The sequence below is a fragment of the Arthrobacter sp. StoSoilA2 genome, assembly GCF_019977195.1.
Taxonomy (GTDB): domain Bacteria; phylum Actinomycetota; class Actinomycetes; order Actinomycetales; family Micrococcaceae; genus Arthrobacter.
In genome coordinates, this window is record NZ_AP024643.1 from 2,395,490 (window position 1) to 2,409,836 (window position 14,347).

Genomic DNA, 14,347 nt, shown 5'->3' on the forward strand with positions numbered 1-14,347 from the left:
CTCCTTGATGTTGGTGTGTGTGTCAGTCTGGCTGGTCGGTGTCGGCGGGGATGATCTGCACGCTGATGGTTCCAAGGCCGCTGATGCGTCCCTCGAGCCGGTCTCCGGGGTGCATCCAGGTTCCGGTGCTGAGGCCCACCCCAGCGGGAGTTCCCGTGAGCACAACGTCGCCAGGTTCGAGGGTCACGTGTTCACTGATCAGGGAGACCAGCTCGGGAACAGACCAGATCAGGTCGGACGTGTTGGCGTTTTGGCGCAGCTCACCGTTGAGCCGGAACTGCAGCTGCAGGTTGGTGTCATCGACAAAGCGGGCGGGCACAATTCCCGGACCAAGCGGACAGCTGTCGTCGAAGACTTTGCCGCCGAAGAGATCGAATTTGACGAGGTGCTTGGGGTGGCGCTGCCAGTCACGGGCCGACAGGTCCAGGGCGATGGTGTAGCCGGCGATGTGGTCACGCGCCCGGTCCAGCGGGATGTTCCGGCCGCGCCGGCCGATGACAAGGGCAAGTTCAAGCTCGTAGTCGAACTTCTCCGTCTGGCTGGGGTAATGGACGGCTCTGCCCTGGCCGACGAGCGTGGTGGTGGGCGGCTTGAGGAAGAAGACCGGAATGTTGTCTTCCTTCGAAAAGCCAGCATGGCCGCCGTCGTTGACCACATGGTCGTAATAGTTGGCGCCGGCGCAGATGACCTTGTTCGGATACTGCAGCGGCGTGAGCCAGTCTTCAGGCTCGGCCGGCTCGGGCAACTGGGCTGCCGTGCCCTCAGTGAGGGTCTCGACGGCGGCAAGCAGCCGGGGCTCGGCGGTCTCCCAATTGGCGAAGACTGTCATAAGCCCGCCCACCGGATGGTGGTGGAGTACCTCGGGTGCGACGTCGGCGAGTCGGTATATGGGACCGTCGGAGAGCCGGAGCACCGGGGTGGGCACTCCGTCGACCCGCAGAGTGGACAAGGAAAAGGTCACCTGGTCTGCTCCTTCACATGGGTCCTGCCGGCCGCTGGAGCGGCCGCCACCAGCATCCACTCCTTGAGGACAATGTGGAGGGCAACTGCGGGCCGGGCCAGCAGCTCCCGTGCAAGGTCGCGCACCTGGCCCCGTTGCCCAGATGTCAGATACTCCACCGGGGAGGCTCCGTCGACCCGGGCCAGGGCGAGCAGCGGCAGCAGGCCAGCGACACGCGCCATCAGGTCCGCGGACGGTTCCCAGTCAATATGGTGGGCGTAGCCGTCCAGCAGCATTGTTGCGGAAGTGTGCAGCTGTGCTGTGTGCTGCGGCAGGATAATCGCTTTGAGCATCAGATGGTTCAGGCAAAATGCGACGTCGAATGCAGGGTCGCCGAACCAGCCGCACTCGGCATCGAGCAGGACCGGCCCGTCCGGACCCAGGAGGATGTTCTTGGGACTGACGTCGCCGTGTACCAACGCCATATGCGTGCCGGCGGTCCTCTCGGCAAGAACCTCGATCCTGTCCGCGAGGTTGGGGTTGGCGCGTGCAGTGACGCGGAAGTATGGCTCAATGCGCAGGGCGTCGAAGTTGCTGTCGGTGGCGAACCTACGTGCCAGCGCTGGATCCTTGGCGCTTGCCGAGTGCAGCCTGCCGAGGAGGACGCCGAGAGCATGAGCGGCGGCCGGGTCCACGTGCCCGGCCAGGAGGCTTTCCTTCCAGACCGGGTAGTCCCGGGAGGGGAGGAACTGCATGGCGAACAACCCGGCCTCCCCATCGTAGGCCAGGACCTGGGGGACCTGTTTGGGGGCAACGCTGCCGGCAAACTGCAGCCAGTCGTACTCAACCCGGTTGCGGGAGAGGGGCGCGAGCCACTCGTGGGCCACCTTCAGCTGGGCCAATGCTCCCTTGACGCACAGGGTGCGGCCGGGCAGCGACACTTGCCAGAGGTCCGAGCTCACGCCGCCGGTCAACGGGTGTAGTGCCGGCTCCTCACCAGGCTGCATCAGTCCATGGCGGAGCAGGAACTCCCGAACCCGCTCCTGGGGTTCGGCGATTTTCACCGGCCACCGTCCGCGGTTAAGGCCAGCGCCGGGAGGTTCGTGAAGCCCAGGGCCGGGTCCTCGGCGATGCGCACCAGCTGGTTGTACTTGGCGAGCCGTTCAGAATTCCGTACCGACCCGACCTTGATCTGCCCCGATGCGGTGCCTACAGCCAGATCGGCGAGGAAGTCATCTTCGGTCTCCCCGGAGCGGGCTGATACCACCGGCGCATAGCCTGCGGCCCGCGCTTGGGCCACCACGTCAAGGGTGCCTGTCAGTGTGCCGTTCTGGTTCACTTTGACCAGGACTCCGTTGGCAACGCCCTGGGAAATGCCCCGGGCGAGCCGTTCGCTGTTTGTGGTGAACAGGTCGTCGCCGATCAGCCTGATCCGGTGGCCGAGGCGCTTCGTCAGGGTCCGCCAGCCGGTCCAGTCATCTTCATCGAGCGGATCTTCAATCGAGACAATGGCGAAGCGGTCCACCCATGAGGACACCATGTCAATCATCTCGGTGGTGCTGAGGCGTTGTCCCTGTCGCCGCAGGTGGTAGTCGCCTGCCTCACTGTCGTACAGGGATGCAGCGGCGACATCGATGGCGATGGCAATGTCCGTACCCGGCTGCAGGCCAGCGGCCAGGATGGACTCGGTGATGAGCTCCAGGGCCTCCTCGCCCGTTCGGCAGCCAGGGCTCAGCCCGCCCTCGTCGGCCAACAGCGTGGGCAGTCCCCGTTCGGCGCAGAGGGCAGCGGCGGCCGTTCGGACACGGGAGGTAAGTTGGATGGCTTCGAGTGCGGACATTGCCGCGACCGGTACTGCGAGGAAGTCCTGGACGTCCATGCCGCGTCCGGCGTGGAGGCCGCCGGAAAGGATGTTGACCATCGGCATCGGCAGTACGGGCTCGTCGACGTCGGCGAGCTGGGCGATCCTTCGGTACAGCGGCAGGCCGCTGGCCACGGCCGAGGCGCGGCAGACCGCCAGCGAGGTCCCCAGTACTGCGTTGGCACCGAGCCGGGACAGCGTGGAGGTGCCGTCCAGGTTCCGCAGCCTTTCGTCGATGGCCCGTTGGTCGTCAACATCCTGGCCGAGCAGCGACGCTGCGATCTCGCCGTTTACATGCTCGACGGCGGAGGTGACTCCGAGGCCGTCGAAAACGGATGCGTCGCCATCGCGTAATTCGTGTGCCTCGTGGGTGCCGGTGGAGGCTCCGGAAGGTACTGACGCCCGGGCGCTGGCACCGTTTTCGAGGATGATGTCCACCTCAACAGTGGGGCGGCCTCGGGAATCAAAGATCTGGCGGCCGTGGACGGTGCGGATGTTGCTCACGATGACACTCCTGTTGCGAGGGCGGACGGGGTGTTACAGGGATAGTTTGCGGGTTCTCCGCGCAGGACGCGGACCACTTCCTCGGCGGCGCTGCGTCGCAGGTCGATCACCGAAGCGTCGGAGGCAAAAGCGATGTGTGGTGTGACAATCACACCTGGAAAGGCCAGCAGCCCTGACGGAACTGCAGGCTCCTCCTCCAGGACATCCAGTCCTGCTCCGCCGAGCTTGCCTGATTGCAGGGCGGCCGTCAGGGCGTCGGTATCGACCAACCCGCCGCGGCTGACATTGATCAGGAAGGCGTCCTGCGGAAGCAGGGCCAGTTCCCGGGCCCCGATAAGGTGATGTGTCTGCGGGACCAGGGGAGCGTGGAGGACTACGATGTCGCTGGCTGCCAGGAGGCCATCCAATGCCATCACCTCAATACCGTCGGTTTTGGCCGGTGGGTGTGGATCGCTGATCACCACGCGGGCTCCGAGCGCTTTGAGCTTGGCTGCGGTGGTTCTGCCAATGCGGCCGTATCCGACCACGCCGCACGTCAGGTTGGACAGGCGGCGAAGCCGGGCCCCGGCGGGGTTCCAACGTCCGGCGCGGACCTCACGGTCCGCGGCCACGAGGCCGCGCGTCCAAGCCAGGGCCAGACCGACGGCGTGGTCGGAGACCTCTTCGACGCAGTAGTCGGGCACGTTGGTCACCTGCACGCCATGATCCGTGGCCGCGGGCACGGCGATGTTGTCCAGGCCAACGCCCATCCGGGCAACAACCCGCAACGGGGCTGAGGATGCGATTGCTTTGGCGGACACTGTTGCCCAGCAGGTGAGGATGGCGGCGGGCTGGTGTTCGGCGATCAGCGCGTCGATGGCCTCAACTGGTGCGGGGTCGGCAGGACCGGCAACAAGACGGAAGCCGGCGTCTTCGATGATGCCGCGTTCAATACTGTCGTCGGGCCAGGCCCGGTCTGTCAGCAGGACTGTTTGCTGCAGCGTCATGAGTCTGCTCCTTATGTGGTGGTCAGGCCTGGATCGGCCAAGGTTGAAGGGGATGGGGTGGGAATGGATGTCGGACCAACGAAGCGGGTGCGCTGCTCGCCGAGCCCGGTTATCGAGGCCTTCACGGAGTCTCCGGGCCGCAGAAACCGGCCGTGGTGGATCCCGAACCCGGCGGGGGAGCCGGTGCAGAGCAGGTCTCCGGGGCGAAGACGGGTGTGTTGGGACAGGTAAGCCATCTGTTCGGGGATGGTGAACAGCATGTCGTCGGCCGTGTCGTCCTGCATGGGCGAGCCGTTGAGCGAGAGCCGAAGCCGCAGTGACGAGGGGTCGGGGACCTGCCAGGCTGGCACGAACCAGGGTCCAAGCGGCAGCGACCCATGCATTCCCTTGCACTGCAGCCAATCCGAGGCCAGCGCGGGCAAGTCGGGCCGGAAGATGCGGGAGCGAATGGTCAGGTCGTTGACCACGCAGTAGCCGGCGACCACCGCCTCAGCCTCCGGCAGCGTCAAGCGGTAGCCGGAACCTCCGACGACGGCGCCGATCTCCACTTCCCAGTCAAGGGTGTCCATGTCCGGCTCCAGGGCGAGTTCACCATCAGCGGGGCCAACCCTGTCGTTGCTGGTCAAGCAGACGTAGGGGCTGCCGTCCCGGCGTCGGAGTTTTAGTGCCTGGGCGGTGTCGGCCGCTAATTGCCCGGCGTCGGCGGGGTCGCCGGCGTCCACTGCGGCTTCGATGACCTGGCGGCGGTAGTTCCCGATGGTGCAGAAAACCTGGGTGGGCTGGATGGGAGCCTTGAGCCGCAGGGAAGCCACCGGAACGCCGTCTTCGCTGATCGCCGCTGAAGTCTGAGGGAGCTCGATGAGCCGGCGAAGCTCCGCATGGACGCTGCCCCAGTGGGCAATCAGCTCAGTGAGTGAGGCGAATCCGGCGCAGGCCCAGCGTCCGGCCCACGCCTGCAACGGAAGTGCCTTGCCGCTGTGCACCAGCCAGATGGCTGCCTTTTCGTGGGGGAGGCCCGCCTGGGTCAGGACGATTCCTGCGGGAGCGACGCCGTCGTCGATCTTATCTTCTTCAAGCATAATGCTAACGATAGCACAGATGGAGGCAAATGCCAGATGCTTACCCCGTGAAAGTAAACGGTCGACGCTAAATCACTCCCGGTTTTGATCCCATCCCTTGACACCTCAGCGTCATGGGGGAATAGTGCTAACGATTGCACATAGAGAGAGGACAAGCCATGACTGTACGCAGAGTGGTGACCGGCATGGACGGATCTGGAAAGTCCGTTTTTGTTTCCGACGGACCAGTGCCCAACAGCCATGCGTTCGCGAGTATGCCGGGACAGGCTCAGGTCCGGGTCTGGTTTACACCGGGGGTGCCATCAGGTTCGCTGCCGGAGGGGGAACCTACCGACAACCACGGCCCGGTGGTGCCGGGGCCAGGCGGGGCCAGCTTCGTGATCGTGAGCTACGCACCGGAATCCGTGGTGATGAGCCCGGGCTTCGATCCGGGCGCCGCAGGGCAGGAGATGGCGGCCTACGCCCCTGACCTTGCGGAGGTGTTCGAGCCGGACGGCATGCACCGCACGCCCAGCGTCGACTACGGAGTGGTGCTGGACGGGGAGCTGTGGCTGGAGCTCGACGACGGCGCACAGGTGCTGTTGAGCCCGGGTGACACCATAGTGCAGCTTGCCGCCCGCCATGCCTGGCGGAACAAGACAAAGACGCCGGCGACGGTGGCATTTGTGCTCACCGGCGCCGGCGCCTGAGTACTGTCCCGTGTCTCAGGGACACCTCGGCTGGCCGTCCCCGAAGGGACGGCCAGCCGGAAACTTCACTAGGGAATGACTACATAGTTGCTGAAGCCACCGCGCGGGTCCTTCAACCGCCCTGAGATGGCATTGTTAACGTCTGACAGCGGGAAGGCCTCGGTCTCAAGGTAGGTGAGGTCCAGGGTTCCTGTCTCGACCATGTCTGCCATCTCCTGGCCCTGGGCTGCGGTGAACCAGTTCGAACCGATAATCTGCACCTGCTCGTCCATCAGCCACTTCATGTCCACTGGGACCTCGTCGGCAACTCCGCCGACGTTCACCACGCGGCCGCCACGCCGGACCCCCTTCATGGAGTCCACCATGGTTGCGGCGTCAGCCCTGGCCCCGAGCGCACTGATCACGAAGTGGGCACCGTCGCCCCGTGTCCGAGCCTTGGCCCACTCCCCGGAGGACTGCTCCCCGAGGTTCATGACCTCTATCCTGTTCGGGGCGAGCGCCTTCACGCGCTGGAGCAGCTCCGCGTTGCGCCCCGTGCCCAGGATCTTCGCAACGCCCATGCTCAAACAAAGCACGGTAGCAGCCACGCCCAAGGTACCGGTGATGCCGTCTATCAAGCCCACCGTGCCGGGTCCGGCATCGGCCAGGCGCAGGGCACCGTAAGCGGTGCCGATGTAGCCAAAACGGGCTGCCAGCTCAAACGGAAGGTTGTCAGGAATCTTAACCAGAGCCTGTTGTGGCGCGGTCATGAACTCACTGAACCCGCCGTAAGGGTAGAGATCAAAGATCCTCTGGCCATCGCGGGAGGTGCTGAAATACCCGTTGAGGGTGTAGTAGCGGCAGCGGCTGGGGGTTCCCCCGGAACAGGCGTAGCAGCTGCCGCAGGAGCGGAGCGGGCTCACATACACCCGGTCTCCGGGTTTGATGTTGATGACGGACTCGCCCACTTCTTCCACCACCCCGGTGGGATCGAGCCCGAAGATCGCCGGAAATTTGGGGATCGGTTGGTGCGGAAACCAAGTGGGCCAACTATTGATCACGTTGGCCATGTTCGGCACAATGCCGACGGCCTTGACCCTGACCAGTACATCCGTGGGTCGGGGCTTGGGTACTTCGATGGTGTCGATCGACATCGGATCGCCGATCTGATGCAGTCTGGCTGCGCGCATCGTCGCCATTGACGGCTCCTTCTGGGAAAAGGGTGTGGTTCTGGGGGAGGGAGGCAGGCAGCTACTTACGGTAGCTGTCCTCGAGTTCAATGCCGAGGAGGCCCATTATCCGGACGCCTGAGTTGTACCAGGCGATGGTCAACGTGAGCTCCACCATCTGCTGGTCATCGAGGTGCTTGGCTGCAGCTGACCAGCTTTCATCGGACACATTCACGTTGATGGTGGATTCACGCGCCAGCGCTATCACTGCGCGTTCGAGGTCATTGAACAACTCAGTGCTGGTGCCGTCGGCCACTGCGGCAAGCTGCTCATCCGTGAGTCCGGCTTTGAGGCCATGGGACTGGTGGTGCGCGATCTCATACTCAGAGCCGGTGGCGTGACCCACGGACAGGATGGCAAGCTCCCGCAGCTTCGGGCTCAGCAGGGAGCTGTCGCGCATGGCGTTGGCGTAGGAGAGGAACGCGTCGAGCAGCACCGGGGCGTTCGCCAGTGAGCGGAAGATGTTGGCTGTGGGCATTTTGCGTTCCGCCTCGATGCGGTCCCACAGCGGCTGCTGGTGGACCGAGACGGCGTTGTCGCGGGACAGGGAGGGAACTCGGGACATAGTGTGGTGCTCCAGTCGGGTTGGGGTGTCAGCGGGGCTGGCAATCAGGGGAGTTGGGGGCTGGCCAGGAACTTTTCCAGCGTCATGGGGGCAGGGCGGACAGCCGGGGACTTCAGTGGTGTGCCGACGAAGGGCGAGGCTTCGAAGTACCACTGTTCCAGGGCCGGCAGGCCCCAGCGTGCGTTGGTGCTCACCGATGCGGCGTCCCAGCGAACAGGCTCGGTCTCAAGATCGATGGTCTGGTAGTGGCTGTTGAAGACCTCAACACGGTGGCCGTCCGGGTCCCGGAGGTACGCGAACAGCATGCCGCCCGGGCCATGACGGCCTGGACCACGCTCCACCTGGTCGCCATAGCCCAGGATGCCGGCGAAATCGCAGGCGGTGAAGATGTCGTGGCTCTCCGAGACTGTGTAAGCGAAGTGGTGGAGGCTTGGACCAGCGCCGGGCACCATCGCCAGGTCGAGGCAGGTGCCCTTGCGGTACATAAAGGCTCCCACAAGTTCATCGCCATGCTCGAGGTACTCCGAGTTGCGGAATCCCAGTTCGCTGTAGAACGCGCACAACCCGTATACGTCGGGCGTGAGCAGTTGGAAGTGGTCCAGCCGCTGGGAGTGGGCGCCTTTGTACTGCTCAAAGTTGATGTGCAGCCGTGGCCGGGTCTCCATGGTTGCGCACAGCTCCAGGGGAGTGCCGGCGGGGTCTGCAACATGCAAGGTGCGGCCTTGATGTGGCATGTCCACCCACTCGGCCGGGAGTCCCCGCTCACGAAAATAGCTGTAGGCCTCGTCCAGGTCCTCTTCAAAGAAGACGCGGAAACCTATCCGGCGGGCGGTGCCGCCGTCTTTGCTCTTCTCCAGCACAAGGCTGTGATGACAGGCCTCGGCGAGGCCACGCAGGTAGACGGTGGAGTTGTCCTCCTCGGTCACCACCAGGCCGAGGACAGTGGTGTAGAAGTCACGGCTCGCGGCAAGGTCGGCGACATTCAGGCGCAGGTGGCTGGTTCGGGTGATGTTGAATGGCGGACGTAGATCGACCGGTGGCAGCATATTTGTCCATCTCCAATGTGATTTATGTCATGCTATCGTTAGCATCATTACTTTTAAGTTCGCGCAAGGGGCGCAGCTTTTGGTTGGTAATTCGGTTTCAGGCGGAGCGCTCGCGCGATGCCGCGGGAGGTGGGGCAGTGCTGCCCCGTTGCACGAGCCAGCCCACTGACGCCGACTCGTAGGGGTCATTTCCAGCAGGCGGATTGTTGAGCCGGCGGATGAACCATAGGCCGCAGGAGGTGGCCACATCGCCGATGGGAAGGCTGACGGTAGTCAGGCCAGGCCCCCACCAGGAGAATCCGCTTTGATCGCCGAAGCCCACCACGGACAGTTCCGTTGGAACGTCGATGCCCATCTCCAGTAATCCGTCCAGAACGCCCACAGTGTGAAGGACGGAGCCAAGGACGACGGCGGTGGGCGGGCTGGGTCGGTTCAGTAGCCGGCGGATGGCCTCCCGGGCGTGCTCGGGAGACGCCGGTGGGCCCAGCTCGACCAGCTGCGAGCGTTGTGGAACGTTGCTTTCGTGCAGGGCCTGGCTGTAGCCTTCGAGCCGCTCCCGGCCTGTGGGCAGGTCGGCGGGCGCTCCGATATAGGCGATCCGGGAGTGGCCGAGATCGAGCAGGTGCGTCGTGGCATCCTTGAGCGCACGACGGTCGTTGATGCCGAACCACTGGGCGCCCAGAGATGAATGCTTGCGCAGTAGTTGGACGTGCGGCATTCCGCTCAGCATATTGATCGAATCGCTGTGGGGATTTGGGGTGGGGGCAATAACGACCCCTGCCGCACGGCTCGCCGAGAGCTCGCGAAGATGGCGCCTCTCAATGAGGCGGTCATCGAAAGTCTCGGCCAGCATCAGCTGATAGTCCTCGCCGGCCATGATCGTAGACAGCTCATGGGCAATCGTGAAGTAGAAACTGTTTCGGATATCAGGGATGACCAGCCCTACCACGTTGCTGGGAGCCCCGCGCATCATTCGTGCGGCATGGTTGCCTACGTATCCGAGCTCGGAAGCCGCCTGGCGCACCCGCGCCTTGGTCTGGTCGCTGATGCGCGCGTCATCGGCTAGTGCGCGGCCCACTGTGGAGACCGACAGCTGCAGGTGTGCAGCGATATCCTTGGTGGTGACCATCGTTCCTCCTGTGAAGCCGGTGAGCGGTTGCTATCGGGAACCGGGCTGGGATCAGTGTACTGATGCGGCCTGGACTGACGCGCCATCCCGAGCGCCAGTCCATTTCAACGTACTGGCATGAAGGCTCAAATCGTGCCAGCGACGAGGACTACTAGTGCTAACGATAGCACTCCTGCGGTAGTCGTCAAGGCGGATGACTTTTGTGATCAGAAGTACCAACATGCTCTTGACTCGGCCAGTGAGCGTGCTATCGTTAGCACAAGTTCCACATCTCGTCGCATCCAATCTGCACAGACTGCACGAGCAGAAACGGGCAGCTTCTATACACTGCGACGCACGAGGCGGGTCCCACCTGACCAGGGGAGGAGACTTCCGGGCCTGGTCAGGATCCGGCCACCTGCCGTACTTCATGTCATTCCGTTGATCATTGGCCGATTCGGCCAGCAAATCCACATGAGAACGAAATCCTCCCGACTAGGAGACAAAGATGTCCCACTCGACCCCCTTCGGCACAGGCCAGGCTTCGGCCCCAGCTGGACCTTCCACCGACCCCGCCGTGCCCACATACCCGGAACCCATGGACGCTATTTCCATGGATGCGGTTCCGTCCAGCCCTGCACCATCACGGGTCAAGGACAATCCCGAGGGCATGCCCACCAAGGTGGTTGCTGGTGTGTCGCTCGCGGTACTGGCCATCACATTTATGCTCAACGCGATGGACAGGCAGGTCTTCTTTCCCTTGCTGGGCACTATCAGCACTGAGTACGGGTTCAGCCTGCAGGCCGGCGGACTGCTGGCCACTATCTTCACCTTGGGGATGGCTATTGCAGGCATCCCTGCGGGGTTCCTGGTGGAGCGCTTCTCGCGCAAAACCGTCCTGATAGTCAGCATTGCGATCTACTCCCTGGGCACGCTGGCCACACCGCTTGCCGCTTCGTGGGGCGACATGGCCGTGTACCGGGTCATCTCCGGGCTGGGTGAGGGCATGCAGGCCGCAGCTCTGTTCGCCGCGGTCGGGTCGTTCTTCCACCTCCGGCGGGGCCTCGCCCTGGGTATATTGGGCTTCGCATTCGGCCTGGGTGCAACCTTCGGGCCCGCCCTCGGCATCATGTTCGCCGGCCAGTTCGGAACGTGGCGTGCGCCCTTTACGATCTTCGGGGCACTCGGTCTGCTGCTCGCAGTGGTGGTCGCGTTCACCGTCAGCCGCAAGTTCACCGAGCGGGCCATCAGCCTGACCGGCGTCGAAGGATCCTATGACTACATGCCGGACAGGGCGTACAACCGCAACTCCTTGGCGATCGCGGCTGCCGCCGGCTGCGGCTCCATCGCGCTCTATGGATTCCTGGGCCTGTACCCCACATTCCTGACCACTCAACTGGGCATTTCCACCGGAGAGTCCGCCGTGGCACTGAGTTTCGTGGGTCTGGGCGGCCTCGCCGGTCTGCTCGGGGGCTGGATCGGGGACCGGATCAACCAGCGGACCCTGCTGATCGTTTCCCTGGCTGTCATGGCGGTGCTCGGCGTGCTGATCTACCAGCTCAAGGCACCGTTCGCTTGGCAGTGCGTCTTCGCCTGCCTCATGGGGGTGTTCGGTACTGGCGTCTTCTTCCCCAACATGAACAGCGCCATCCAGCGGGCAGTCCGTCCGCACCAGGTGGGGCGTGCCGCCGGTCTCTTCGTCACCTGCTACTACGGATCGGCAGCCTTTTCCGGCTTGCTGTTCGCTGCGCTGGTGCCAAGCGTCGGTTGGCAAGGAGCCGGCCTGCTGCAGGTGACCGTGTTGCCGCTGGCGGCCGCCGCCATCATGCTGATCGTCCGGACGCCGCTCTTCAACAACGCGGTCCGCGCAGCCAGTCATTGATCACCCCGCTGATCACCAACTAAGGAGTTCCAATGATTGACACCGGTCCGCAACGCCCGCCTGCCGGCGCGCTGGCGGGGATCATCGTCGCAGATTTCAGCAGGGTGCTGGCGGCGCCGTACGCGACGATGCTGTTCGGTGACCTTGGCGCCGACGTCATAAAGATCGAGCGTCCCGGTTCGGGTGACGATACCCGGCACTGGGGTCCGCCGTTTACCGATGATCATGAGGCGACGTACTTCCTGTCGGTCAACCGCAACAAGCGCTCCTTTACCGCAGACATGTCAGCGGCGGCCGACCATGAGGACCTGGTCGAACTGATTCGGCGCGCCGACGTACTGATCGAAAACTTCCGGCCGGGCACGATGGCAAGGTACGGGCTGTCCTACCACCAGATGGCAGAGATTAACCCACGGCTGGTGTACTGCTCCATCACAGGGTTCGGCTCCCACGACGCCGCGGCGGACCTGCCGGGCTACGACCTGCTGGTGCAGGCCGTCGGAGGATTGATGAGCGTCACAGGGCCCGCACCTGGTGAGCCGGTCAAGGCCGGCGTCGCCCTGGTCGACGTGCTGACGGGGCTCCATGCCGCGATCGGTGTGCTGGCCGCCCTGCGGGCGCGGGAGACAACAGGACGGGGCCAGCTTGTTGAGGTGAATCTGCTAGGCACTTTGCTGTCCAGCATGGTCAACCAGAGCGTGGGCTACACCGCCGCGGGCTCGGTTCCGGGCATCCTGGGCAACCGGCACCCGTCGATCGCGCCGTACCAGCTGTTTCCCGCTTCGGACAGGTCAGTGGTCATCGCTGTTGGCAACGACCGGCAGTTCACCCAGCTCTGCACCGCACTTGGCGTTCCACAGGCAGCAAACGATCCACGTTTCGCTACCAACGCTGCCCGCGTCGCCCACATCGATGAGCTCGACAGCATCATCACGGAACGGACAACCGGCGAAACCGCCGATCACTGGTACAGGTTGCTGTCAGCGCATGGGATTCCCTGCGGGCCGGTCAACAACATCGCCGAAGCCTTTGCCATGGCCGGCGAACTTGGTCTCAGCCCCCGCGTAAGCGTTGGAGCCGGCCACGACAACACCGACCGAGATGGCGTGAGCCAGGACAGCGTAGACCTGGCCGCCAATCCGATCACTTTATCCGACACCCCAGTGTCCTACCGCCGGCGGCCACCCCGGCTTGGGCAGCACGCCGACGAAGTCCGTGCCTGGCTCAACAGCCTGCCAGTCACAGATTCCCCACAACTCCACAGCAAGAACACCAACGACCAGCCAATGGGAGCACACCCGTGATCGACCTCGCCACCGACTACCTTGACATCGACTCACTGCTCAGCCAACAGGAGCTCGACCTGCGCAGCCAGGTCCGCCAGTTCGTCGATGACCGCATTCGGCCCAACATCAACGCCTGGTACGAGGACGCGGTTTTCCCTCAGGACCTTGTCAAAGAGATGGGAAGCCTGGGCCTGCTCGGCATGCACCTGAACGGCTACGGCTGCGGCGGCCGCAGCGCCGTCGAATACGGAATAGCCGCTATGGAACTTGAAGCCGGCGATTCAGGCATCCGAACTTTTGTCTCCGTGCAGGGTTCCCTGGCTATGAGCGCCATAGCCAAGTTCGGGTCAGAGGAGCAAAAGCGCCAATGGCTCCCAGGCATGGCTGCAGGTGAGCTCATCGGCTGCTTCGGCCTCACCGAACCAACTGCGGGCAGTGATCCCGCCAGCATGGTCACCCGGGCGGAACGTGTTGGGCACGGCTGGGTGCTGAATGGGGCCAAGCGCTGGATAGGCCTTGCCTCCATCGCGGATGTGGCCGTCGTCTGGGCAGCTACCGACGACGGCATCCGCGGCTTCGTCGTCCCGACGGACACCGAGGGCTTCATGGCCACCCCGATCCCGGACAAGCTGTCCATGCGGGCCTCAATCCAGTGCGACATCACCATGGAGAACGTCCAGTTGCCCGCCACTGCCGTACTCCCCGAAGTCACTGGTCTCCGGGGCCCCTTCTCCTGCCTCAATGAAGCCCGGTACGGCATCCTGTGGGGCGCCATGGGCGCCGCCCGCGATGCGTACCAAACCGTCTTGGCTTATGCCAACCAGCGGACCCAGTTTGGCAAGCCGCTCGCTGCGTTCCAGCTCACGCAGCAGAAGCTGGTGGACATGGTGCTGGAGATCCAAAAGGGGACACTGGTGGCCCTCCAGACCGGGCGCCTGAAGGACTCCGGACGGCTGCGTCCCGAGCAAATCTCCTTCGGGAAGCTCAACAATGTCCGGCAGGCAATTGAGATCTGCCGCTCCGCGCGCACCATCCTCGGCGGAAACGGGATAACGCTCGAATACTCGCCGCTGCGGCACGCAAACAATCTTGAAAGTGTGCGGACCTACGAGGGCACGGACGAGATCCACACCCTGATCATGGGCCGTGTCATCACCGGCATTCCAAGCTTCTCCTAGTCCCATGACACAGCC

13 protein-coding genes are annotated in these 14,347 nt (G+C 64.0%); 4 read left to right on the forward strand and 9 right to left on the reverse strand.

What is annotated here, in order from left to right; genetic code table 11:
• Positions 1–22 precede the first annotated feature (22 nt).
• From LDN82_RS10855 to LDN82_RS10875, 5 genes are read right to left on the reverse strand one after another with little or no spacing between them, the layout of a single operon-like run.
• Positions 23–961 (reverse strand): fumarylacetoacetate hydrolase family protein, encoded by a 939-nt coding sequence (locus tag LDN82_RS10855; RefSeq protein ID WP_224090011.1) that lies wholly within the window; start codon positions 959–961, stop codon positions 23–25.
• Positions 958–2,004 carry an aminoglycoside phosphotransferase family protein gene (locus tag LDN82_RS10860; RefSeq protein WP_224090012.1) on the reverse strand — a complete coding sequence of 349 codons (1,047 nt, stop codon included), beginning with the start codon at positions 2,002–2,004 and terminating at the stop codon, positions 958–960. The genes LDN82_RS10855 and LDN82_RS10860 overlap by 4 nt, the downstream gene beginning before the upstream one ends.
• Positions 2,001–3,305, reverse strand: coding sequence for a phosphopyruvate hydratase (gene eno / locus LDN82_RS10865; protein WP_224090014.1), 1,305 nt, complete (start codon positions 3,303–3,305; stop codon positions 2,001–2,003). The genes LDN82_RS10860 and eno overlap by 4 nt, the downstream gene beginning before the upstream one ends.
• Positions 3,302–4,291 carry a C-terminal binding protein gene (locus tag LDN82_RS10870; protein ID WP_224167387.1) on the reverse strand — a complete coding sequence of 330 codons (990 nt, stop codon included), beginning with the start codon at positions 4,289–4,291 and terminating at the stop codon, positions 3,302–3,304. The genes eno and LDN82_RS10870 overlap by 4 nt, the downstream gene beginning before the upstream one ends.
• A gap of 11 nt (positions 4,292–4,302) precedes the next feature.
• Complete coding sequence (locus tag LDN82_RS10875; protein WP_224090017.1) at positions 4,303–5,370, reverse strand: fumarylacetoacetate hydrolase family protein; 1,068 nt, start codon at positions 5,368–5,370, stop codon at positions 4,303–4,305.
• Positions 5,371–5,528: 158 nt separating this feature from the next.
• Between LDN82_RS10875 and LDN82_RS10880 the strand changes: the two genes are divergently transcribed.
• Positions 5,529–6,059 carry a cupin domain-containing protein gene (locus LDN82_RS10880; protein WP_224090019.1) on the forward strand — a complete coding sequence of 177 codons (531 nt, stop codon included), beginning with the start codon at positions 5,529–5,531 and terminating at the stop codon, positions 6,057–6,059.
• A 68-nt stretch (positions 6,060–6,127) separates the two neighbouring features.
• Here LDN82_RS10880 and LDN82_RS10885 read toward each other — a convergent pair whose 3' ends face one another.
• The 4 genes from LDN82_RS10885 to LDN82_RS10900 form a co-directional block, all read right to left on the reverse strand.
• Complete coding sequence (locus tag LDN82_RS10885; RefSeq protein WP_224090020.1) at positions 6,128–7,237, reverse strand: alcohol dehydrogenase catalytic domain-containing protein; 1,110 nt, start codon at positions 7,235–7,237, stop codon at positions 6,128–6,130.
• A 52-nt stretch (positions 7,238–7,289) separates the two neighbouring features.
• Complete coding sequence (locus tag LDN82_RS10890) at positions 7,290–7,832, reverse strand: carboxymuconolactone decarboxylase family protein (protein ID WP_224090021.1); 543 nt, start codon at positions 7,830–7,832, stop codon at positions 7,290–7,292.
• A gap of 44 nt (positions 7,833–7,876) precedes the next feature.
• The gene (locus tag LDN82_RS10895) at positions 7,877–8,878 is read right to left on the reverse strand and encodes a VOC family protein (protein WP_224090022.1); all 1,002 of its coding nucleotides are present in this window, start codon (positions 8,876–8,878) and stop codon (positions 7,877–7,879) included.
• A gap of 97 nt (positions 8,879–8,975) precedes the next feature.
• Complete coding sequence (locus tag LDN82_RS10900) at positions 8,976–10,007, reverse strand: LacI family DNA-binding transcriptional regulator (RefSeq protein WP_224090023.1); 1,032 nt, start codon at positions 10,005–10,007, stop codon at positions 8,976–8,978.
• A 487-nt stretch (positions 10,008–10,494) separates the two neighbouring features.
• Here LDN82_RS10900 and LDN82_RS10905 point away from each other — a divergent pair, with 487 nt between their 5' ends.
• The 3 genes from LDN82_RS10905 to LDN82_RS10915 are packed head-to-tail and all read left to right on the forward strand — an operon-like array spanning position 10,495 to position 14,332.
• A complete protein-coding gene (locus tag LDN82_RS10905; RefSeq protein ID WP_224167388.1) occupies positions 10,495–11,868 on the forward strand; it encodes an MFS transporter in 1,374 nt (457 codons plus the stop codon).
• A gap of 32 nt (positions 11,869–11,900) precedes the next feature.
• Positions 11,901–13,172, forward strand: a complete 1,272-nt coding sequence (locus LDN82_RS10910) for a CoA transferase (protein WP_224090024.1) — start codon at positions 11,901–11,903, stop codon at positions 13,170–13,172.
• Positions 13,169–14,332, forward strand: a complete 1,164-nt coding sequence (locus tag LDN82_RS10915; RefSeq protein ID WP_224167389.1) for an acyl-CoA dehydrogenase family protein — start codon at positions 13,169–13,171, stop codon at positions 14,330–14,332. The genes LDN82_RS10910 and LDN82_RS10915 overlap by 4 nt, the downstream gene beginning before the upstream one ends.
• Positions 14,333–14,347: the final 15 nt, after the last annotated feature.